Source organism: Sphingobacterium thalpophilum (assembly GCF_038396785.1).
GTDB classification, from domain to species: domain Bacteria; phylum Bacteroidota; class Bacteroidia; order Sphingobacteriales; family Sphingobacteriaceae; genus Sphingobacterium; species Sphingobacterium thalpophilum_A.
In genome coordinates, this window is record NZ_CP151087.1 from 768,415 (window position 1) to 789,029 (window position 20,615).

The following is a 20,615-nucleotide window of genomic DNA, read 5'->3' on the forward strand; positions in this document are numbered from 1 at the left end:
TTCGCATGCGTAGCAAGCCAGTTTACAGGGCTTGCTTACTAGTTTTATTGAAACCAAATTCATATGGCTGAAGAAACAGAAAACGACAACAATCTTGTTCCGGCAAACGACCGGATTATCCCAATCAACATCGAGGATCAGATGAAGTCTGCCTACATTGACTATTCCATGTCTGTCATTGTATCAAGAGCACTTCCTGATGCCCGTGATGGCATGAAACCAGTACACAGACGTGTTCTTTATGGCATGCTGGACTTAGGGGTTACCAGTGGCAAGCCTTACAAAAAGTCTGCCCGTATCGTCGGTGACGTATTAGGTAAGTATCACCCACATGGTGATTCGTCCGTTTATGACACCATGGTTCGTATGGCTCAAGATTGGAGTTTACGCTACCCTTTGGTAGATGGTCAAGGTAACTACGGTTCCATTGATGGCGATCCACCTGCGGCGATGCGTTATACTGAGGCAAGATTAAAGAAAATTGCCGAGGAAATGCTATCCGATATCAACAAAGATACTGTTGATTTCCAAAATAACTTTGACGATTCCTTACAAGAACCAACAGTCCTTCCTACGCGTATTCCAAACCTCCTGGTAAATGGAGCTTCGGGTATTGCTGTAGGTATGGCTACAAATATGGCTCCACATAACCTATCTGAGGTTATCGATGGTACAATCGCTTTTATTGATAATCGTGATATTGAGGTTCCAGAATTGATGCAGCACATCAAAGGCCCAGACTTCCCTACAGGCGCATTGATCTACGGCTATGCCGGGGTTCAAGATGCTTGTAATACGGGACGTGGCCGTATTGTCATGCGTGCAAAAGCTGAAATAGAGGCAACCAAGTCTGGAAGAGAGCAGATTATTGTTACCGAAATTCCCTATCAGGTGAACAAGGCGAATATGATCGAGCGTACAGCCGAACTGGTTAATGAGAAGAAACTAGAAGGTATCTCTGCCATCCGTGATGAATCGGACCGTACGGGTATGCGTATTGTGTACGACATCAAACGTGATGCAAATGCAAATGTTGTTTTAAACAATTTGTTTAAATATACAGCGCTACAAACTTCATTTTCAGTAAACAACATTGCTTTAGTTAAAGGAAGGCCAATGCTGTTGAATCTGAAAGATATGATTCATGAGTTTGTGGAGCATAGACATGATGTAATCGTTAGACGTACACGCTATGAACTGGCAGAAGCTGAAAAACGTGCTCATATTCTAGAAGGGTATTTAATTGCTTTAGATCATTTGGATGAAGTCATCAAATTGATCCGTAACTCGGATACACCAGAAGATGCACGCGTTGGATTAATGGAGAAATTTGGCCTGTCCGACCTTCAGGCTCGCGCGATCCTCGATATGACCTTACGTCGTCTAACAGGACTGGAACGTGATAAGATTAAAGAGGAATATGCTGAATTGATGAAAACAATTGACTATTTGAAATCGATATTGGAAGACGAAGAGCTTCGTATGAAAATTATCAAAGACGAGTTGATTGAAATCAAGGAAAAATACGGCGACGAACGTAGATCTCAGATTGTACACTCTGCTGAAGATATGCGTATGGAAGATTTTATTGATGATGAAGAAATCGTTATCACAATCTCCCACAATAGTTACGTAAAACGTACTCCATTATCCGAGTACAAACGCCAAGGCCGCGGTGGTCGTGGATCAATTGGCACAAACACACGCGAAGAAGATTTTACCGAGCACATCATCACAGCCTCAGCACATAATTATATGCTGCTATTTACAGAGGCAGGTCGCTGTTTCTGGTTGCGTGCATTTGAGATTCCTGAAGGAAGCCGTACTTCTAGAGGTCGTGCCCTTCAAAATATCATCAATGTTCCAAAAGAAGAAAAAATCAAGGCCTTCATCCTGGTGAAGAACTTGAAAGACCAAGAATATTTGGAAAACAACTTCATTATTATGTGTACAAAAAAAGGTACGATTAAGAAGACGTCGTTGGAAGCCTATTCTCGTCCAAGAGCAAACGGTATCAATGCCATCAATATCAATGAAGGCGATCAATTAATTGAAGCTTGTTTGACTACTGGAAGTAGTGAAATTGTCATGGCTCTCCGTTCTGGTCGAGCAATTCGTTTCAATGAATCTACAGTTCGTCCAATGGGCAGAACGGCAACAGGTGTACGTGGTATCACCTTGGGAGCTGAAAGTGACGAAGTGATTGGCATGATTAGTGTGAATGATTCGGAAACTACCGTGTTGGTCGTTTCTGAAAAAGGATACGGAAAACGGACAGATATCGAGGATTATCGCGTAACGAATCGTGGTGGTAAAGGTGTGAAAACAATCAACGTTACAGATAAAACAGGCAAACTCGTTGCGATAAAAGGCGTTACAGACAACGAAGATTTAATGATCATCAACAAGTCTGGTATTGTTATCCGTATTGCTGTGGAAGAATTAAGAGTAATGGGACGTGCAACACAAGGTGTAAGACTCATTAATTTAAAAGATAACGACGAGATCGCTTCTATTACGAAAGTCGATCGTGAAGAAGAATCTGAAGAAGAGTCTGAACTGACCGAAGAGTCAACGGAAAATGGCGATTCGACTTCTGAAGAAAACACGGACTCAAACGAAGAATAAATAGTCTAATGAAAAACTTACTGATATCATTGTTAATATCTGCAAGTAGTTTAACTGTTGTTGCCCAATCCAATCTGAAAGAGGGCAGCAACAGTTTTGCTTTATATACCAAAACTGGCGAATTTAAAAATCTTGAAAATGCGCGAAAGTTTGCAGACGCTGCCTTCCAATCGAAGAAAGATTCGGCTTCCGTCAACAATAATCTTTTAAGAGCATTGGTATATAGCTCCTTGGCAGTTGCAGATTCAACAAGGAAGCAGCCATATAAAATGGATCCTATCGACGTATCCATCAAATCACTTAAGCTTCTGGATCAAAAAAAAGCACGTCGAAACTTTCCTGCAGAGATGGACTATATTCGTCAAAATCTTGCTGGAGCTATCTCCTATCAGGGAGCTTTGGCTTTAAAAGATGGTAAGTTTGACAAAGCGTATAAAGCTTACCTTCGAATAGATTCACTTGGCTTCAAAAATAATGATCTCAAATATAATCTGGCCGTACTCTCGGGCAAGAATAAAGATTATATGAATTCGATCAAATATTATGATGAACTCATTAAAAGTGAACATCCAAAACCTAATTACTTTCTTGAATTGGCACAGATTTATTCGCTCGGAGGTACTAAACAGGATGTCTTGAACGTTCTTGAAAAAGGACATGCTATATTTCCTGAAAATAAACAGATACTTTTTAGACTAATTGATGTGTATTCTGCCAATAATTCTTATGACGCTATCTTAAATGTCATTGCTGATGCCATTCGTTTAGAACCTGAAAATGTCAAACTGAACTATATTGCGGGCTATTCTTATGAAAACGCCAATGATATAAAACGAGCGAAAGAATATTATAATAATGTATTGCGGTTGGATCCGAATAATTATGAATCTAATCTTGCATTAGGATTAATCAATCTGGAAACTTTATTAAAGGAACCTTCCAACCAAGATATACAAGAGTTGACCATCGAGTATCTGTTGAAGGCAAATGAGATTAAGCCTTATGATGTCAATGCGCTTAAAGCTTTGGCTAAATATTATAAGCTTATTGATGACGCATCACAATTAGACAGAGTGAATTTATTATTGAATCAATTAACAGTTAAATAGATATGAATTTAAAATCTCTATTATTATTAGCAGCAATAGGTACTGTATCTACCTCAGTTTCTTTTGCGCAGACGGGTAATGTTAAAAAGGCTAAGTCAGCCCTAGCGAAATTCCAAGAATTGAAAGACGCTGGTACAGTTCAATTGGGTATCTCCAATTTGAAATCGGCGAAAGAAGCTATTGACGCAGCTGTTGTCAATGACAAAACAAAAGATAATGCTGAAGCATGGACGGTATACGCATTGGTGAATGCAAATCTATCAACAATAGATAAGTCATCTGAATTAGCGAAATTAGCTGAGGACGGAATTGCCAGAGCAAAACAGCTCGATACAGATGGTGCAAATAAAGCGAATATTACTGTTGCAGAACAAATTCTAGGACAATATAACTTCAATTTGGGTGCAGAAGCCTATCAAGCACAAAAATATGCTGAGTCTTACAGCTCCTTTACAAAAGCATTGACATACCTTCCTGGAGATACATTAGTTACTTATTACAGTGGCGTTGCAGCACTATCAAACAAAGATTATAAGAATGCTGTGGAACGTTATAAAGAACTAATTCCAAGAAAAGATTTCTCTTCGCATAAAACGATTATGGTCGATTTACCCAAATTGTACCTCTCTATGCAAGATACGACTTCAGCACTTGAATATGCAAAAAAAGCAGCTGAAGCTTATCCAGATGACAATGCAGCAATGACTCAAAACATCGAATTGAATTTGATTACAGGTCACGAAAAAGAAACAATTGATGCCATTACTGCACAATTAGCAAAAGATCCAAACAATAAAAGCTTAAATTATTACTTAGGTATTGCCCAATCTTCAGCGAAAAATGAGGATGCAGCAGTTGCAGCATACAAAAAGGCTTTGGAAATCGACCCTAACTTTTTTGAAGCAAATACAAATTTGGCGATCACGTTGATGAACAAAACACGTGAAAAATTAAATGTTGTTAATAATAACAGAAAATTGACGCAGGCACAATATGATGCAGAATTAAATAAGATTAAAGCAGAATTAAAGCCAGTGCTTCCGTACTTAGAGAAAGCAGTTTCTTTGCAGCCCAAAAATGTAGATGCTTTAACGAATTTAAAGAATTACTATATTTTTATGCAAGACGAAGCTAAAACTGCCGAAATCAATGCTAAGATCAAAGAAGTAGAATAAAAAAATAAACTTTCATAAAGAAGCCCGCATAACAAGATGCGGGCTTTTTTATGAAAGTCTTTTTTGTGTTAAGCTAAAATGGCAATCAACTCAATCTGAAATATCAACGTACATTCCCCTCCTTTTCGAGGTAACAATTCTTCCTTTCCATAAGCCAGCTTTGGTGGAAGACACACTTCCCAGATTGACCCAACGGGCATCATTGAAATCGCTTCTTGCCAACCGACTATGAGTTCATTGATATAAAACGTTTCGGGACGCTTCCGCTTATAGGAACTATCGAATACAGTTCCATCTAAAAGCTCACCTTTATAATGGCAGATAACCTTCGCTGACTTTTTGGGAATCTGCCCCGCCCCTTTTGTTAATACCTTATAGTGCAAACCCGATGCACATACAACAGCACCTTCCTGTTGTGCATACTTTTCCAAAAAGACCTTTCCAGCCTCCAAATTCTTTTCCGCAAGCGCTGCTAAACTTAACTTATTTTTCTTTCTCTGAACCAAAACTCAATTGATTAAAATTCAATATTGCTAATTATTTATGATATCCTCAAAATAACAGCTTTTTCTCCTTTTTACGAAAAAAGGCCGGGTTTTTGTTCAATACTGTACCTTTATCATAGTAGCTTTGCATCTAAGGTTTTCTCGAAACTAAAAGCCTTACTCACAGGACAGTTTTCCTTCGCTTTATGCGCTATTGTTTGAAACTCAGCTTCGGTAATCGTTGGGACCTTTCCTTTCAGCTCCAGTTCGGACCGTACAATTGAACCATTTTCGAAAACAATTGTCGACACTGTCGTTAATTCCTCGGGAACAAAACCAGACTCAGAAAGATAAGCGCTCAATTGCATGGTGAAACATCCAGCATGCGCTGCTGCCAATAATTCTTCGGGATTTGTCCCAATACCATTTTCAAAACGTGTCGAAAATGAATATTGCGTATGATCCAACGCTGTACTGTCTGTAGTCAGACTACCTTTTCCTTCTTTCAGATTGCCATTCCATTGGGCTGTTGCTTTTCTTCTCATGTTTTCTACGATCAATTATTCAATTTAATTTTTCCTATGTCAATTTCTCCTGTCGCGTTTCTAACTTTTCAGGTATCTTTTATAGAACAAATAGTCGATCAAAAAGTTGTACACTATTGAATAAATTGATGTCGCATTTTAGATAGTGCTTACGTTAACAGTTGTATTAAAACTAAACTCATGAATAAACTACTGTACCTTTTTATCTTTGTAATTGCGTTCACTTCATGTAAAACTCGTCAAGTCAAAGAACAGGCTTTAATACAAGACTGCCCTGAAGAGAAGATTGTTAATAAAATCCCCGGTCCTCCAGTAAAGGGTGAATCTGAAAAAGTTTACTATATCTATCAAGGCAAAAGAATTTCACCAAAACAGTTTGATCAAGAATGGCTCGAGAAAAATTGTGATATTAAAGAGACAGTTGTTTATTGATTTTATTTCTAAAAACAAGCATAAAGACGTAATTTCGCCTAAAATTTTTTATAATGACAATTTCTCTTCGGGAGGTCAATCAAAAGATTTTAGGCTATGTCTCTTTAACTTTCCTTGGTTATTTCACAATCGGCCTATCGCTTGCAACCCTTCCCATCTTTATTCATCAAACTTTAGGATTTAATACAATTATTGCAGGATTGGTCATTAGTGTTCAGTATGTTGCTACATTCTTACTCCGCGCTTATGCAGGAAAAATTGTGGACACCAAGGGTCCCAAGATTTCAGTTTTGCGCAGCATGTTATTTTTTGCATTATCTGGACTCCTTCTGCTCCTTGTTTTCTTATTTAAATCACAGCCTTTTATCAGTTTAGGGCTTCTGCTTGTTACCCGTTTGTTTACTGGAATTGGAGAGGGTCTGGTGGGTGCGAGCCCAATAAATTGGGCATTAATGGAACTCGGCGATGAACATGCCGCAAAAGCGATTTCTTTCAACGGAATAGCCAGCTATGGTGCATTGGCTATTGGTGCCCCCTTGGGTGTTTTGATGGTGGATCATATCAATTACGAAGCTTTGGCTCTACTGACCAGTGCAGTTGGCCTCCTTGGTTATTTTTATTGTCGCGCTAAAACACCCTACCAAGTGGCACGAAAAAAGGCTGAAAAAGTGAGTTTTAAACGTGTATTGCTTTTAGTAGCACCTTTTGGAATCTGTCTTGCTTTAGGAGGTCTAGGCTTTGGCAGCATCTCCACTTTTATGACGCTTTACTATGAACATTTCAATTGGCAAAATGGCGCAGCTTGCTTAACTATATTTGGCGTATTCTTCATTTTAACACGGCTTATTTTCAATAAGGTTATTGACCAATATGGCGGACTTAAAGTTGCTTTAGTGAGTCTTTTCGTTGAAACATTAGGTCTCATGGTTATCGCCGTGGCTATTGATCCATTATGGACTCTATTGGGCGCAGCATTAACGGGTTTTGGCTTCTCACTGGTATTTCCAGCGCTTGGTGTCGAAGCCATTAAGCGGGTAGATCAAAGTCAACAAGGCTCTGCTCTCGCTGCTTACGGACTATTTATAGACATTTCACTAGGTATCACAGGCCCATTAATTGGCTTTGTGGCCAATAATATGGGTATGACAGCGATATACCCATTTAGTACCATTATGGTCTCTATTGGTTTTGCCGTTGTTGGCAACCTACTCTATCAAAAACGGCGGGAGCTGACACCATAGTCTCCTAAACATATAAACATAGCATCAAAGATATACCTACAAAAAGAGCGGATAATGTTTACACATTCTCCGCTCTTTTTGTAGGTATATCCGTTAAAATTAACCTTCAATACTAGGTACACCAACAACTTCATTGGTATCAGCGTTGTAATCGATACCGTCGAAATTAAAACCGAACAAATTGAAAAACTCGTTACGATAACCTTCAATGTCTGAAATTTCGGCTAAATTTTCAGTTGTTGCTTTCTCCCATAATGCTGCAACTTCAGCCTGAACATCTTCACGCATTTCTAAGTCATCAACACGGATACGACCTTTGTCATCAAGCAATACCTTTCCGTCAGCGGTATAAAGTCGCTCAGCAAACAAACGTTGCATTTGTTCAATTGTACCTTCATGAATACCTTTTTCCTTCATGACTTTATACAATAAAGAAATGTATAAAGGAACAACTGGAATAGCTGAACTTGATTGCGTAACCAAGGCTTTATTCACCGATACATAGGATACACCATTAATATCGCTCAAAATCGCGTTTATGGCAGGTACTGTTCCTTCTAAATCATCCTTTGCACGACCAATCGTACCATTGCGGTAAATTGGATAAGTAAGTTCAGGACCTATGTAAGAATAGGCAACTGTTTTTGCTCCTTCAGCTAACACACCAGCAGCTTTAAGATCTTCGATCCAAAACTTCCAGTCTTCTCCCCCCATAACAGCTACAGTATTCGCAATATCTTCTTCATTTTCAACAGGCTGAATGGTAATGTCTGAAATTACACCTGTATGAAAATCTACCGTTTTGTTGGTAAAAGGTTCTTGTATTGGTTTCAAAACGGAAGCGTGTGCTACGCCAGTTTTTGGATGCGTACGACGTGGTGATGCCAAACTATAAACCACTAGATCAACCTGTCCTAGATCCTTTTTAATAAGTTCAATAGTTTGTTTTTTCACTTCGTCCGAAAAAGCATCGCCATTGATACTTTTGGCATATAATCCCGCCTCATGGGCTTCTTTCTCAAAAGCTGCCGAATTGTACCATCCAGCAGTTCCTGGCTTGCCTTCAGCTGCAGGTTTTTCAAAAAATACACCGATTGTAGCAGCTCCAGAACCAAATGCTGCAGAAATCCGAGAAGCAATACCAAATCCAGTAGAAGCACCGATTACCAATACTTTCTTTGGACCATTCGCGATCTCACCTTTGGATTTCACGTATTCAATTTGATTTTTAATGTTTTGCGCAGCCCCTTGTGGATGCGAGGTTAAACAAATAAAACCTCTAGTTCTTGGTTGTATAATCATCTTGATTAATTTTCTTACTACTTGTTTTATTGATTAGGCAAAATAAGGAATTTTAAATGAGAAAATCGCGATAAAAATCAATTAGTTTTTGTTTCATTTCCATTTGAACGGACATTTGCTTACTTTCACAAAGTTAAGTATACATCGCACTCCTTTTATTTATGCCAATCCAATTTACAATAAAAAAGAATAAAAAAATGCACTTTTTTTAGGAACGCTAGCTGCATTATTTTTTGCCAACACCTTCGTTCTAAACCGAATTATGGCAGTCTCCGGTGGAAGTTGGCAATGGACAGCGTCTTTACGTTTTATTTGGATGCTTCCAATCTTACTTATCATTGTTGCCATAAGAGGAAACCTCATCGATTTACTCAAAGAAATCAAATCTAACCTTTGGCAATGGCTTCTTTGGAGTACGATCGGATTCGGGCTATTATATGCAACCCTTACCTATGGCGCAAATTATGGCCCATCTTGGCTCGTAGCTAGCACCTTCGAATTCACCATTATAGCCGGCATGTTTATTGGTCCGCTACTTGATAAAAAAGGGCAACGAAAAAGCATTTCAAAAGCTTCACTCCTCTTCTCCATCCTTATTTTTTTAGGTATTCTTTTGATGCAAATTTCAGAAGCTCAGTCAACTTCCTTAAATACAATGCTATTGGGAACCATCCCAGTGTTGATCGGCGCTATTGCCTATCCATTAGGTAACCGTAAAATGATGAAAATATCGAACAATAGATTGGATGCTTTTCAACGTACACTCGGTATGACACTCTGTAGTATGCCATTTTGGATTATCCTGAGCCTATTTGGCTATTTAGATAATGGTCTACCCACTGATAGTCAACTTTTCCAAACCTTTTTAGTAGCCATCTGTTCGGGAGTAATTGCCACACTTTTATTTTTCTCAGCTACCGATTTCGTTCATCAGGACCATAAAGCATTGGCAGCTGTAGAGGCAACACAGGCCATGGAAGTCATTTTTACGTTGGTTGGCGAAATTCTTATCCTGCAGGCGGCGCTTCCGAATGTATATTCCTGTATTGGTATTGTCATGGTGGTCATTGGCATGATTCTACATAGTCGCACAAGTTAATAATACCCTCACCTTTCATCTACGTGTAATGTTCGGCTTATTTTACTCAGGTTTAAACTATTGGCCATTGCTGAGAAAATATCATAATAAGTTCCTCTATGTTCGTATAGATCTTCATGTTGCCCTTTCTCCACCACCATTCCCTTTTCCATAACCACAATGGCATTGGAATCGATGATCTGAGAGATACTATGGGAAACGATAATTACTGTACGGTCTTTCTTTATGGCATCCAAACTATTTTTAATCTGTTCGGTCGCGATGGCGTCCAAATTAGCCGTAGGCTCGTCGAGAAAAATAATCGGTGGATTTTTTAAAAATAAGCGGGCTATGGCGATCCGCTGCTGTTGGCCCCCTGATAGTGACTGCGCATCTGAATCGTAACCTTTGGGCAGATCCATAATCTGCTCATGAATATAGGCTTTCTTGGCTGCTTCAATAATTTCTTCCCTAGAACTTCCCATCTTACCATACTCAATATTTTCAAAGATAGTCCCTTTAAAAATATGATTACGCTGCAATACCATACCGATATGTCGACGGAGAAACGCTGTATCATACTTTGCCAGATCTACCCCATCCAAAAAAATTTGGCCGCTGCTAGGTTCATAAAATTTATCCAATAAGTTGATAATCGTGCTTTTCCCGGCCCCACTCAGCCCCACTAAAGCTGTGATTTCATTCGGCTTGATCTCAAAATTCACGTCCTTTAAAGCAACGGTTCCATTTGGATATTCAAAAAATACATTCCGTAGGGCCAAATGTCCTTGAATATGTGCGGGCTTATAATCACCCTTTGATTCAATATGCTCGTCAGATTCCAAAATTTCGAAGAAAGATTCTGAATAGATCAGGGCATCGTTTACCTCATCATAAATACGGTGCAACTGACGTATCGGCGCCGAAACGTTATTAAATAACATGATATGAAACATAATCGCACCAATGGTAATCTGGCCAGATAGAACAAGATAAGCCGTTAAAACGATGATAATGACGACAGCAATCTGTTCGACAAAATTTTTAATGCTATCATAAAGAAAACTCGTTTTTCGAGTTTCCATTTGATTCTCCGTCATTTCAAATTGGATCTTTTCATGACGTTTAGCTTCTTCTGGCTCCCGAACGAATGATTTAATTACTAAAATTGAATCGATCAAACTAATGATCCGGTTATTTTTCGCCCCCCTGTAATTGCGCATCTGCCGCCTAAAGCCTGTCAACTTGGAGGCTTGAGTCTGACTAATATAAATTTACATTTAATTTTCCGATTACACACAAGCGGATAAAAATTGGCGAGAGCTATCGCAATCAAAGCAAGTCCCGCTGCTTATCTTTATGTTGAAAAAAAAAGTTATATGAAAACAGCAGGACTTGACGTGCATAAAGATAGTATTTTTTGTGCGGTATTTAATGGGAAGCATTATTCGGATGTGGAGGTTTTCGAAACCTTCAGTACGGGCATTCGACAGTTGGGAGCCTACTTGAAGGCTGCGGGTGTTCTCCGAGTAGCGATGGAGAGTACCAGTATTTACTGGATCCCGGTCTGGAATATTCTCTCTGAAATGGGCTTTGATCTGATGCTGGTGAATCCCTTTTTAATCAAACAGCTGCCCGGCCGCAAAAGCGATGTAAAGGATGCACAGTGGATTGCCCAGCTACTTCACAAAGATATGCTTCGCGGGAGTTTTGTGCCCGGTGAGCGAATACAGGAACTCAGGAGCTATACCCGTTCCTATAGCAAGTTGCAGCAGCGGATAGTCCGTATGCTTACCAAAATGGACAATATCCTCGTACAGGCCGGAATCCGTTTGGGTAGTCTTGTGACCGATATCGGAGGGAAAAGTATGCTGAGTGTCATTGATGCCCTGATAGCCGGGGAGCGTGATGCCGTACGTTTAAGCAAACTGGTCTATGCCAGTAAGAAGAACAAAGAAAACGGAAAGCTGGCAGCAGCACTAACCGGCTGCATGAAGGAGCACCACCGCTTCAACCTGCAGATGGCAAAAGCTGAATACGACCTGTTGATCAAGCAGTCTGCTGAGTATATAGAAAAGATTGAAGCTATCTGCCTGCGTGATTTTCCACGGCAGAGTGCCTTGCTAAAGACGATTCCCGGCGTTAGCCGTATCAGTTCCGCTGTGATCATCGCCGAGACCGGCGCAGACATGAAAGTTTTTGAAAACAGCGGTAAACTGAGCGGATGGGTCGGATTACGACCAAAGAATGATGAAAGCGCAGGGAAATATAAAAGTACAGCGATCACTAAAGGAAACAGATATCTCAAGCCAATACTGGTACAGGTTGCCTGGGCGGCAAGCCGCTGTAAAGGCTCCTATTTTAAAGACAAATTCAACCGTCTAAGTATAAGAAAATCCTCGAAAAAGGCCCTGATCGCTATCGCACGAAAAATATCCGTTGTTGTATGGAATATCCTAAAAGACTTAACCCCTTATAATCCGGCACTACAGGTGATCTACGAACCAGCCAAACTAGATGCCAGGATACGGTATCACCAAAAAGAAATGGAACGCATAGCGAAACTTAAACCATAACAATTTTTTGCGTAAAGGCCGGGTATCTTTATGGTGGCTAAAAGACCCCGTTTTTAAATTGGCCAATGCAAATGCCTGAAAAGGCTATAAGTACACAAGCATGAGTTAATGCCAGCCTTACGGCTGACCAAACTCGAAGAGGAAAATCGCAAAACCCAATGCGCAAGGGGACTGTATTATAGTTAATTTATAGAGGAAAGGTACAAAGGAATAACAGCCACTCCCACCAGCCCTACATATACATTAGCATAGAACATACAGATTAATGCTATGATTGCATTTGCAAACAAAGGCAGAATATCAATAAAGAAAATTTGGACTAAACGTGTCAACGAGCTAATACCGGCGTCTATTCGGGTAGCCAATTTTCCACTTTCATTATCACTTGAGGTATAAAAGGCTAACTTATAGGTTAAAATGCGGTTTACTATTGATTGAGAGAAGTCCCGTGCGATATAAATTCGAAGTTTCTCTCCGTAAAATTTCTGACCAAACTGAACAAAAGCGTATACTATTTCTTTAATTAACAAAATAATACTGATCATGCCGACTAGATACATGCCTTTTGATAAGGGTTCTTTGGCGACCATCAGATCATTAATCCGATCGACGGTATAACGTAAAATAAAAGCGTTTATTTGCGCAGCAAAAGACCCCACTACCGTTAATAGCAAGGTATAAATAATCAACTGACGATAAGGTTTGGCAAAGGGAACAATTTTTTTAAATAATTGCGGGATAGTCATTGAAATTGATTTTAATATAGAGGAAACAACTAATCTAGGGACATTGTTTAAATGAAAGCATAAAATCAATGTGATCGCAATGACGTACTACGACAAAAAAGGCGTATCGTTTCAGGATACGCCTTTTTAATAATTTATGGTAGCCGTAATATTAACCAAAAATTCGGTTTAATACTTTAGCTAGCCTCAAGCCACCTTTTAGCATACATTGCTCCATAATATCTTTGTTTTGATAAACATAGGAGTACGATAAATTGGCATTATTAGCTACGTCAGCGTAAATCTTTTCAGCCAATTGATTTGATTCATACAACCAGTTAGCGAGCTCTCCAGCCGCCAGCTGTTCATTCTCTTTTTTGTTATTCACATCTAAAACAGTTGCAAACTCGGTATAACTATACTTCTCATTGTCGACCAAATCACTATCCCAAACACGGTGAATATTTGATTTTTTTCCAAACCAGCTTACTTCAATCTTATTACCACCTTGATCCTCGGCACGGCTAACATGCATGGGTTGATGCGCATCGCCCAGAATATGGATCAAGAAATACAGGTTTTGCTTTTGTTGATCCATTGGAATAGTCTTATCTGCAAAGGATTTCTCAATACGGAACGCTGTCTTATACAGATTCTCATCAGCTGAATTTTCTAAACCCAATTGAAAATCGGCCCAGGGTAAATTTGAGTTTAAATTTATAAAATGAGAATTCCCCAGTTTTTTAAATTCAGGATTGGGATCTGATTTGATAAAATCCCCCCAGTTGGCCCAATAGGCCAGCTTTTGCTGTCCAATAATTTTTCCAATATTCTTTTTGGCTTTTTTAGTCAAATGGCGTTCCGCAATTTCAGCCACGACACGATGCCCTGTTGTCCCCCACGCAAATACCGAAGAAAGCTGAAAACACAATGCCATTGCCAGCAAACCCTTGATCATTTTTTTCATTAGATTGTTGTTTTAAATGATGACGAAGCTCCTACCTGTTAGAAAAACGCCGTTCGCTCCCACAAACTGGAGTTGAAAAGCGGAATCAGACCTGTAATAACTCATCTTACTATACTGAATGTTAATTATTTGAAAATATCGAACGTATACTTAGCCGAAGACCAAAACTCATCCAAAGCAATTATTCGAGGCTTAAAAAAAGAAATGAGCTCGGCCCAGTCATCCTCTTTAAAAACACTGTAACCGGTTAAGCTTGTATAGATCCGACAAATCGGCTTTCCATATTCGTCCATTCCATCCATGTCCCAAATCCACTCTTCTCCAAGAAGATCCTGCAACAATGCTTTAAACTGAAGAAATTGTTCTGTCATTAATGCCCTGAGCCCAGCATCAGGTTGGGACCATTGTATCGCAATAGTTGCCAGCTTCTTATCCGCATCCATTCTGAAGTATAAATGCTTAATACCTGTCTTATAGTTAATCCAATTTGCCTTCTCCCCATCTGCCGATGCATGTAAAGCCATAAATTGTCCAAACTTCGTCCAGAATAACTGTTTCAATTGTTTTATCTCTTCCCTTGAATACACCGATACAAATTTTTAGTCAACAAAATTAGTAAAATAGCTCGGTATGTCTAAACCTTGTTGGTATCAAAATTGTTGTTTTAACAATAAACATATTCGAAGATGAACATGGATAAGAAAAAATCACTGTTACTATTAACTGGCATAGCACTTGGGGCTGTGGCTTATAACGCCTTTAAACCTGTCGTCTCGCGACCTGATGTCGTGGATCCATTTGATTTGGATAAATATCTTGGAAAATGGTTTGAAATAGCCAGACTCGACTTCTATTGGGAAAAAGGCTTAAGTCAAGTTTCAGCAGAATATAGCAAAAATAAAAATGGCACAATACGTGTCAATAACCAAGGGTACTCCGAAGACAAAGAACGCTGGAAACAGTCTATCGGAAAAGCCAAATTTGTCAACAGCCCCAATGAAGGCGCACTTAAAGTATCGTTCTTTGGTCCTTTCTACAGTGGATATAATATTGTAAAAATAACGCCGGATTATAAATACGCACTCGTTTTTGGTGACAATCTAGACTATATGTGGATTTTGGGCCGTGAGACGGAGATTCCAGATAAAATCAGAAATGAATTTTTAACCTATGCCCTGCAATGTGGCTATGAAACCGGCGATCTTGTATGGACCAAACATTAGTCGAAGATCGGAGCTAATAGCGGGTAGTTTAACGTCTTATCCTGTGTGAGTACATCAGCTATATCCTCAATATCTTCCCGCGTGATTGCATTTCTGATACCTGCATTGTAGAGATTTACAAGGAATAGGGCACCCGCACGTTTTTCGTTGAGTGGCAATATTGAACTCCCGACATAAAAATTTAATACAGATACTGCATAATCACCAAACACGTTAAAACCGAAATCACCATTTTTCTGTAGGCAATAACGCATCATTTTTTCAAAATCAGAACGCAAAGTATCTTTAATCTCAGTAGTCATGAAAATCTTTTTAGAGGCACAGGTACTCGAAATAGCGCATAACATCATACACTTCTCTCCTGGCAGGACAAAAATGCAAAAAATATCCCAAACAATGTACCGCTAAGCAGTAGATTGTTTGGGATAAACTATGCGTTATGCTGCGACTAGGTTACAATGCTTCTGCATGTTGAGAAACATCCAAACCAAGCTCTTCATCTGTCTCTTCGACGCGTAATGGAGCAATAAGATCGGTGATCTTCAAGAGCACAAGTGAACCAACGAAGGCAAAAAATGACACGGCAAATAGTGCGACCATATGGACAAAAAACAACTTCGTTTCGCCAAAAAATATACCATTGTCCACAACAACAGGATTAATGTTATGATGGGCAAACACACCGGTAAGTACCATACCAACCATGCCACCTACCCCATGACAAGGGAATACATCCAAGGTGTCGTCGATACTTGTTTTACTTCTCAGATATACAACCAGATTACTAACCAACGCGCCAACCAAGCCAATGATCATCGCATGTGGAATACTGACAAAACCAGCTGCTGGTGTAATCGCAACCAAACCAACAACGGCACCGATACATGCTCCCATTGCTGAAGGTTTCTTTCCACGTATGATATCAACAAATATCCACGCCATAGCGGCCATTGCTGATGCTGTAGTCGTTGTCGCAAAAGCGTAAGCTGCCAAAGAATTTGCTCCACCAGCTGAACCTGCATTAAATCCAAACCAGCCAAACCACAAGAGTGCTGTACCTAATATCACGTAGCTTATGCGCGCCGGATTATGAATTTGCATTTTACGTCCTTTTAAATAAATCGCTGCCGCCAATGCTGCCCAACCTGCCGACATGTGCACAACTGTACCACCGGCAAAATCAAGAACACCAAATTTTGCTAATATACCTTCAGGGTGCCAAGTAGCATGTGCCAATGGCATATAAATAAAAATACTGAACAGAATAATGAATAGCATAAATGAATTAAAACGAATACGTTCCGCAAAAGCCCCCGTAATCAATGCTGGTGTGATAATCGCAAACTTCAATTGAAACATCGCAAACAAAACCAAAGGTATAGTGGGAAGCGCTCCCCAAGCAACATTCCCTAATGTACCTTTCATCATAAAAAATGTACGCGGATCACCGACAATACCACCGATATCATCGCCGAAAGCCAAACTGAAGCCAACAATGACCCAGAGGATTGTCATTAAACACATACATATAAAGCTTTGCATCATCGTTGAAATTACATTCTTCTTGCTAACCATACCGCCATAAAAAAAGGCAAGTCCAGGTGTCATAATCAACACCAATGCAGAAGAAGTTAACAACCAGGCCGTATCTCCCGTATCAAATTCTGCCTTGTTTAAATCAGACAAGTCGATGGACGGAAATACAAGTCCCAATACTCCCAAAAGAACTAGAACAATGAGTGGAATAATTTTTTTCATTTGTTTAAACTGATTAGTGTTTTCAATATATTAATAAAATTGTTAAAAAAATACAAGAACAAAACAAAAACCTACTTTCCCTTATAATTTTTTCAAATATAAAGTCTTTTTGTTAAAAAAATACTATGTTATTTTATTTTTTATGATTTTTTTTACATAATTTCACAAAAACAAACACAAAACCATAATTACCAATTAATTTTTAAACAAAAACCAATACAAAACAGACAAAACAAAAGAATTAAGCCTTAAAAAATTCAAACAAACCAAACTTAAACCAAAAAAAACATGAAAAAACTTCTAACAACCATCTTTTTATCACTATTTCTAATAAAAACAGCAACATCACAAGAAGAAACAAAAGAAAAAGGAATAGAAATATCCGGATCAGTGGATACTTATTGGAAATATGATTTTCAAAACAAACCTAACATCAACACCTATTTTACCGAAGACAACAACTCCGTCTCTATTGGGATGGTGGATTTGGCTGTAAAAAAGAAGTTTAAAAAGACATCATTTGTCGGAGAATTATCTTTTGGCCCCAGAGGGCAATATCGATCCATTATGAATGGCGACGGCCAGGCTGGCGACGACAAAAACAGTTTTCATATCCAAAATCTATATGTAGGCTATGATCTAACCGAGAAACTCAATCTTACTGCAGGATTCATGGGAACATTTGTGGGTTTTGAAGTAATATCACCAACCTACAACTTCCATTATTCAACTTCTTATTTATTCGGCGCCGGCCCATTTCAAGACGCTGGTTTAAAAGCTACGTATAGTTTCTCAGATAAAGTGGCTTTAATGGTCGGACTATTTAACGACTGGAATGTCTATCAAGATATGAACGGAGTTTCCCATGTCGGCTCCCAACTAGCCTATACCCCCAATGATAAAAGCAGCTTTTATCTCAATTTCCTGACAGGATCCTCTGCTGGCGGTAAAACCAATTACAGCTCTGGAACCTTGGTCGATCTCGTTGCTAATTATGATTTCACCTCCAAATTTTTCCTTGGTTTAAATGCTACAAATTATAAAAAGAGAGATGGTGGGGGTTACTCTGGAGTAGCACTTTACCCAAGAATTCATTTTTCAGAACATTTCGGCCTAGGATTACGCGAAGAGTTTTTCCAAACGCATAAAGAGGAAGAAAATGGAATCCCTAGTTCCAATATCCTCGCAACCACCTTGACAGCAGAATATAATTACCATGGATTCAAATTTATTCCCGAAATCAGAATTGACAAAGGAAATACCGAACGATTCATCAAAAACGATCTAAGCCCAACCAAATCTGCAGGACAATTTCTGTTGGCCTGTGTCTACAGTTTCTAAACAACATTGCATTACACATAAAAGGAAAGAGCAGGTTCCAGTGGAATCTGCTATTTTTTATTTTCACAGCGGTCTAGTTATGCTGCACAAAGCAATTATCGAACACTTATCGAAACATGCCGATCCATAATACGATCAGATTCTGGCGCATCGGCCTTATACTTAGCAAACTGTGAGCCGTACCCCTCTGCACCGATCACCTGTTTGGAAAGCTGCTCTTTACTCAGGTAATCCTTTACAGCCGTTGCCCGCTCAAGCGATAACTTTTTATTAAAATCCTCATTGCCCGTTTTGTCGGTATAGCCACCGATCTTAATATTAGCTGCGGGAAAAGCCTTTAATATCGCTGCAAGATTACTTAGTTGCACCTGACTTTCAGGAAGTACCTCGGCTGTACCTGTTTTGAAATTCAGGTTATCGAAATCAAACCAGGTATTTTTCAGGGAATCTTCACCCATCGATTTATAATCGGATTTTAAAAATTGGACCAAGTGATCCTCTATCCCGCCTTTAAAAGCAGCAAGTTTGACACCGTTTGGTAGGATGACCTCCGTTTGCTCGCGCTCGACCATACCGGAACCCGTTTTCATAGTATCTGACTCTACCGTTGTCTTATTTACACTGGTGTCGGTAGCACCGTCTTGCTTGCTTCCACTACAGCCTTTTCCAAATAAAAACCAAAGTGCAGCCAATACGACCAGGGCGATTAAAATCTTCCACCAACCGCCACCGGAACCGGTTCCAGCGATTGCCGCCCTGGACTCTTCCGCTCTTGGCAGTGACAAGGGCTCTTTATGTGCTTCCAGTTCATTTGCCGGATTAATGGGTATTGACTTATGACTATCCACCTCCTTAGCAACATCAGCAGGAATTGCATGTTCAGTCGCGGATTCTTCCGGCGCAGAAAAATGCGCACCATCAAAAAGCTTCCCAAAGGCGCCTAAGCCTAACCCAGCTGGAACAGCAGCAGCAAAAGCGGTTTTATTTTCCTCCAAAACATGACCGATACGATCAAAATCCCAATTTTGGCCCTTATTTGTTAGACTGGAGAATATCGCGGGCAAAGAAAAATTCATTAATTTCCCAATGGAACTGCCGTCATACCCCAAATAACCGGCAACAGTACTCAAAACAGTATCCAGACCGCCACCAAATATTGATCCCAATAAACCCTGAGCATTCTCGCCTTTCACAGCAGGATCCCCTGCGGGCTCATCTGCTTTGGTCACACGACCGAGAAGCTCGTGGAAATCAAAATTCGCAAAGTGCTGCTTAGCCCTTTCAAGTATCGCCGAAATCCCACTGCCGGAATCGGAATGTTGGCTTAAACCTAAAAACAAGGCGGGAATTGTTACATTCAAACCCTGCTTTACCCCTTCTTTATCCTGATTTAAAACTTGCCCTATCTGAGCGACGGCCTCTTCGTCAAAAAAGTCCTTCGCCCCTTTTAAAAGCTGATTTTCCATTATCTTTGTTTATTTATAGTTTATATAAAACTCTAACAAACAAAGGTTTAATTTGTTTACCCTACACGATTTAACGATCAAAATCACCCGAAAGCCATTTTGGTAGAACAAACTCGGATGCCAGGTGTGCCCATTGGTAACTTTGCCAATCAGCTCTACTGATCCACAGCACTTCTTCCAGTTCTTCATAAGGCTCAAATGCATGACGCTCTGCAAGTTTAATTAAATAGATATAGCCCACGACCACCGTATTTACCTCATTTACAGCCTGTGTACTGTGACTACCGATAAAGCTTATTTCCATTCTGCTCACATCATACCGAAGCTCCTCTTTCAGTTCACGAATTAAGGTCTGCTCCCGGCTTTCTTCCGGCTCTACCTTCCCTCCAGGTAGCTGAAAATAGCTAGACCCTTTTTTACGAACCATTAGCAAATCTCCTTCCGGAGCAAGCATCACCGCCGAGCAAATAACAATTTTGTCCATATCATTTATTTCAGAATCATTTATTTCAGATCACAAAACTAACTTTTTATCCATCATCGAAGAAATATCTCCCCCGCATT

Annotated in this window: 20 protein-coding genes; 9 read left to right on the plus strand and 11 right to left on the minus strand. The window is 39.6% G+C overall.

Annotated elements, in window-relative coordinates:
- The first annotated feature begins 63 nt into the window (after positions 1-63).
- From gyrA to AACH28_RS03585, 3 genes are read left to right on the plus strand one after another with little or no spacing between them, the layout of a single operon-like run.
- On the plus strand, positions 64-2,628 hold the full coding sequence (gene gyrA / locus AACH28_RS03575; protein ID WP_341832264.1) for a DNA gyrase subunit A: 2,565 nt from the start codon (positions 64-66) through the stop codon (positions 2,626-2,628).
- A gap of 8 nt (positions 2,629-2,636) precedes the next feature.
- On the plus strand, positions 2,637-3,737 hold the full coding sequence (locus AACH28_RS03580) for a hypothetical protein (protein ID WP_341832265.1): 1,101 nt from the start codon (positions 2,637-2,639) through the stop codon (positions 3,735-3,737).
- A 2-nt stretch (positions 3,738-3,739) separates the two neighbouring features.
- A complete protein-coding gene (locus AACH28_RS03585) occupies positions 3,740-4,912 on the plus strand; it encodes a lipopolysaccharide assembly protein LapB (protein ID WP_075992766.1) in 1,173 nt (390 codons plus the stop codon).
- Positions 4,913-4,980: 68 nt separating this feature from the next.
- Here the strand turns inward: AACH28_RS03585 and AACH28_RS03590 are convergent, their stop codons facing one another.
- Both AACH28_RS03590 and AACH28_RS03595 read right to left on the minus strand, forming a co-directional pair.
- The gene (locus AACH28_RS03590; RefSeq protein WP_182331961.1) at positions 4,981-5,418 is read right to left on the minus strand and encodes an FKBP-type peptidyl-prolyl cis-trans isomerase; all 438 of its coding nucleotides are present in this window, start codon (positions 5,416-5,418) and stop codon (positions 4,981-4,983) included.
- A 113-nt stretch (positions 5,419-5,531) separates the two neighbouring features.
- Positions 5,532-5,942, minus strand: coding sequence for an OsmC family protein (locus AACH28_RS03595; RefSeq protein WP_313188601.1), 411 nt, complete (start codon positions 5,940-5,942; stop codon positions 5,532-5,534).
- A gap of 180 nt (positions 5,943-6,122) precedes the next feature.
- Here AACH28_RS03595 and AACH28_RS03600 point away from each other — a divergent pair, with 180 nt between their 5' ends.
- Positions 6,123-6,374: a hypothetical protein gene (locus AACH28_RS03600; protein WP_088161696.1), complete on the plus strand. Its 252-nt coding sequence runs from the start codon at positions 6,123-6,125 to the stop codon at positions 6,372-6,374.
- A 53-nt stretch (positions 6,375-6,427) separates the two neighbouring features.
- Positions 6,428-7,615: an MFS transporter gene (locus tag AACH28_RS03605; RefSeq protein ID WP_341832266.1), complete on the plus strand. Its 1,188-nt coding sequence runs from the start codon at positions 6,428-6,430 to the stop codon at positions 7,613-7,615.
- A 99-nt stretch (positions 7,616-7,714) separates the two neighbouring features.
- Here AACH28_RS03605 and fabV read toward each other — a convergent pair whose 3' ends face one another.
- Entirely contained in the window at positions 7,715-8,917 is a 1,203-nt protein-coding gene (gene fabV / locus AACH28_RS03610; RefSeq protein WP_088161698.1) for an enoyl-ACP reductase FabV, read from the minus strand.
- 262 nt (positions 8,918-9,179) lie between these two features.
- Here fabV and AACH28_RS03615 point away from each other — a divergent pair, with 262 nt between their 5' ends.
- Positions 9,180-10,016: a multidrug resistance efflux transporter family protein gene (locus AACH28_RS03615; protein ID WP_341832267.1), complete on the plus strand. Its 837-nt coding sequence runs from the start codon at positions 9,180-9,182 to the stop codon at positions 10,014-10,016.
- Positions 10,017-10,024: 8 nt separating this feature from the next.
- On the opposite strand, the gene AACH28_RS03620 is transcribed toward AACH28_RS03615, so the two are convergent.
- Positions 10,025-11,269: an ABC transporter ATP-binding protein gene (locus tag AACH28_RS03620; RefSeq protein WP_341833103.1), complete on the minus strand. Its 1,245-nt coding sequence runs from the start codon at positions 11,267-11,269 to the stop codon at positions 10,025-10,027.
- 105 nt (positions 11,270-11,374) lie between these two features.
- Here AACH28_RS03620 and AACH28_RS03625 point away from each other — a divergent pair, with 105 nt between their 5' ends.
- Entirely contained in the window at positions 11,375-12,571 is a 1,197-nt protein-coding gene (locus AACH28_RS03625; protein WP_341831097.1) for an IS110 family transposase, read from the plus strand.
- A 182-nt stretch (positions 12,572-12,753) separates the two neighbouring features.
- On the opposite strand, the gene AACH28_RS03630 is transcribed toward AACH28_RS03625, so the two are convergent.
- The 3 genes from AACH28_RS03630 to AACH28_RS03640 form a co-directional block, all read right to left on the minus strand.
- Complete coding sequence (locus tag AACH28_RS03630; RefSeq protein ID WP_341832268.1) at positions 12,754-13,317, minus strand: ABC transporter transmembrane domain-containing protein; 564 nt, start codon at positions 13,315-13,317, stop codon at positions 12,754-12,756.
- 151 nt (positions 13,318-13,468) lie between these two features.
- Positions 13,469-14,263, minus strand: a complete 795-nt coding sequence (locus AACH28_RS03635) for a S1/P1 nuclease (protein WP_341832269.1) — start codon at positions 14,261-14,263, stop codon at positions 13,469-13,471.
- A 125-nt stretch (positions 14,264-14,388) separates the two neighbouring features.
- Positions 14,389-14,823 carry a DUF4268 domain-containing protein gene (locus tag AACH28_RS03640; protein ID WP_341832270.1) on the minus strand — a complete coding sequence of 145 codons (435 nt, stop codon included), beginning with the start codon at positions 14,821-14,823 and terminating at the stop codon, positions 14,389-14,391.
- Positions 14,824-14,955: 132 nt separating this feature from the next.
- Here AACH28_RS03640 and AACH28_RS03645 point away from each other — a divergent pair, with 132 nt between their 5' ends.
- A complete protein-coding gene (locus tag AACH28_RS03645) occupies positions 14,956-15,486 on the plus strand; it encodes a lipocalin family protein (protein WP_120334431.1) in 531 nt (176 codons plus the stop codon).
- Here the strand turns inward: AACH28_RS03645 and AACH28_RS03650 are convergent.
- A complete protein-coding gene (locus tag AACH28_RS03650) occupies positions 15,483-15,788 on the minus strand; it encodes a hypothetical protein (protein ID WP_341832271.1) in 306 nt (101 codons plus the stop codon). The two genes, AACH28_RS03645 and AACH28_RS03650, sit on opposite strands and share 4 nt — an antisense overlap.
- 151 nt (positions 15,789-15,939) lie before the next feature.
- Positions 15,940-17,244, minus strand: coding sequence for an ammonium transporter (locus AACH28_RS03655; protein WP_341832272.1), 1,305 nt, complete (start codon positions 17,242-17,244; stop codon positions 15,940-15,942).
- Positions 17,245-17,532: 288 nt separating this feature from the next.
- Here AACH28_RS03655 and AACH28_RS03660 point away from each other — a divergent pair, with 288 nt between their 5' ends.
- Entirely contained in the window at positions 17,533-18,585 is a 1,053-nt protein-coding gene (locus tag AACH28_RS03660; RefSeq protein WP_341832273.1) for an outer membrane beta-barrel protein, read from the plus strand.
- Between the two features lie 95 nt (positions 18,586-18,680).
- On the opposite strand, the gene AACH28_RS03665 is transcribed toward AACH28_RS03660, so the two are convergent.
- Both AACH28_RS03665 and AACH28_RS03670 read right to left on the minus strand, forming a co-directional pair.
- Positions 18,681-20,051 carry an OmpA family protein gene (locus AACH28_RS03665; RefSeq protein WP_341832274.1) on the minus strand — a complete coding sequence of 457 codons (1,371 nt, stop codon included), beginning with the start codon at positions 20,049-20,051 and terminating at the stop codon, positions 18,681-18,683.
- A gap of 70 nt (positions 20,052-20,121) precedes the next feature.
- On the minus strand, positions 20,122-20,535 hold the full coding sequence (locus tag AACH28_RS03670) for an NUDIX domain-containing protein (RefSeq protein ID WP_341832275.1): 414 nt from the start codon (positions 20,533-20,535) through the stop codon (positions 20,122-20,124).
- Between the last annotated feature and the right edge of the window lie 80 nt (positions 20,536-20,615).

What these genes read in the sequence shown, in the direction of transcription:
- AACH28_RS03615 (WP_341832267.1), top strand. Translation starts at nt 9,180, where the DNA reads ATGGCAGTCTCCGGTGGAAGTTGGCAATGGACAGCGTCTTTACGTTTT.
- AACH28_RS03625 (WP_341831097.1), top strand. Translation starts at nt 11,375, where the DNA reads ATGAAAACAGCAGGACTTGACGTGCATAAAGATAGTATTTTTTGTGCG.
- AACH28_RS03605 (WP_341832266.1), top strand. Translation starts at nt 6,428, where the DNA reads ATGACAATTTCTCTTCGGGAGGTCAATCAAAAGATTTTAGGCTATGTC.
- AACH28_RS03655 (WP_341832272.1), bottom strand. Translation starts at nt 17,244, where the DNA reads ATGAAAAAAATTATTCCACTCATTGTTCTAGTTCTTTTGGGAGTATTG.
- AACH28_RS03660 (WP_341832273.1), top strand. Translation starts at nt 17,533, where the DNA reads ATGAAAAAACTTCTAACAACCATCTTTTTATCACTATTTCTAATAAAA.
- fabV (WP_088161698.1), bottom strand. Translation starts at nt 8,917, where the DNA reads ATGATTATACAACCAAGAACTAGAGGTTTTATTTGTTTAACCTCGCAT.
- AACH28_RS03585 (WP_075992766.1), top strand. Translation starts at nt 3,740, where the DNA reads ATGAATTTAAAATCTCTATTATTATTAGCAGCAATAGGTACTGTATCT.
- AACH28_RS03645 (WP_120334431.1), top strand. Translation starts at nt 14,956, where the DNA reads ATGGATAAGAAAAAATCACTGTTACTATTAACTGGCATAGCACTTGGG.
- AACH28_RS03650 (WP_341832271.1), bottom strand. Translation starts at nt 15,788, where the DNA reads ATGACTACTGAGATTAAAGATACTTTGCGTTCTGATTTTGAAAAAATG.
- AACH28_RS03630 (WP_341832268.1), bottom strand. Translation starts at nt 13,317, where the DNA reads ATGACTATCCCGCAATTATTTAAAAAAATTGTTCCCTTTGCCAAACCT.
- AACH28_RS03595 (WP_313188601.1), bottom strand. Translation starts at nt 5,942, where the DNA reads ATGAGAAGAAAAGCAACAGCCCAATGGAATGGCAATCTGAAAGAAGGA.
- AACH28_RS03600 (WP_088161696.1), top strand. Translation starts at nt 6,123, where the DNA reads ATGAATAAACTACTGTACCTTTTTATCTTTGTAATTGCGTTCACTTCA.
- AACH28_RS03580 (WP_341832265.1), top strand. Translation starts at nt 2,637, where the DNA reads ATGAAAAACTTACTGATATCATTGTTAATATCTGCAAGTAGTTTAACT.
- AACH28_RS03665 (WP_341832274.1), bottom strand. Translation starts at nt 20,051, where the DNA reads ATGGAAAATCAGCTTTTAAAAGGGGCGAAGGACTTTTTTGACGAAGAG.
- AACH28_RS03635 (WP_341832269.1), bottom strand. Translation starts at nt 14,263, where the DNA reads ATGAAAAAAATGATCAAGGGTTTGCTGGCAATGGCATTGTGTTTTCAG.
- AACH28_RS03670 (WP_341832275.1), bottom strand. Translation starts at nt 20,535, where the DNA reads ATGGACAAAATTGTTATTTGCTCGGCGGTGATGCTTGCTCCGGAAGGA.
- gyrA (WP_341832264.1), top strand. Translation starts at nt 64, where the DNA reads ATGGCTGAAGAAACAGAAAACGACAACAATCTTGTTCCGGCAAACGAC.